This is a genomic window from Rhodocista pekingensis (genome assembly GCF_042665545.1).
Taxonomy (GTDB): domain Bacteria; phylum Pseudomonadota; class Alphaproteobacteria; order Azospirillales; family Azospirillaceae; genus Rhodocista; species Rhodocista pekingensis.
The window spans coordinates 1-604 of sequence record NZ_JBHTCM010000033.1 but is presented as its reverse complement, the minus strand read 5'-3'; the positions used below and the strand labels follow the sequence as shown (position 1 = coordinate 604).

The 604-nt window shown below is 71.2% G+C and carries 1 protein-coding gene; it reads right to left on the bottom strand.

The genetic code is table 11. The features are described 5' to 3' along the window. Positions 1-604: hypothetical protein (locus ACFQPS_RS20080; protein WP_377361134.1), on the bottom strand; the 604-nt coding region annotated here is incomplete at both ends.

Sequence of the window (604 nt, the reverse complement as noted above, 5' to 3'; positions counted from 1 at the left end):
GTTCGTGCCGGCCGAGCCGGTGACGGCCCCGATCATGCCGGGGGCCTGGATGTCCGTGATCTGGGTGGCGTCCAGCCGCACCGTATAGCCGGTGGTGGCGGCCCCGCTCATCCGCACGCCACTGAAGCCGCTCAGGGTCCGGGTGGAGAGATCGAAGGTTTCCGTCGTGCCGCCGCCGGCCAGCACCAGCGCGTCGTCGCCGGTGCCGGTGAGCGTGGTCAGGCTGTTCAGGCCCTTGGCGCTGCCCAGCGTCACCGTCACCGGAGCGGTGTGGGCGCTGTCCACCACCAGCGTCTCCACCCCCGCCACCGTCGCGGCACCGGTGAGATCGAAGCTGCTGCCGTTGCCGGCCCCCAGCCGGACCGTGTCCGTGCCGGTCCCGCCGTCCAGGGTGGAGCCCACGAGATGGGCCGGGTCGACGACGAGGATCGTCTGGTCGCCTGCCGTCGCGGTCTGGCCGCCGAGGATGCCGGTGCCGGTCGTCGTGCTGAACCCGGCCGCATCCGTCACCAGGAAGGTGGGATCGATGGTCTTGAAGTTCAGCGTCGTGTCGTCGCTGATGGCGGCCAGCACATTGCCGGCGGCATCCTTGAAGGCGCCGGCA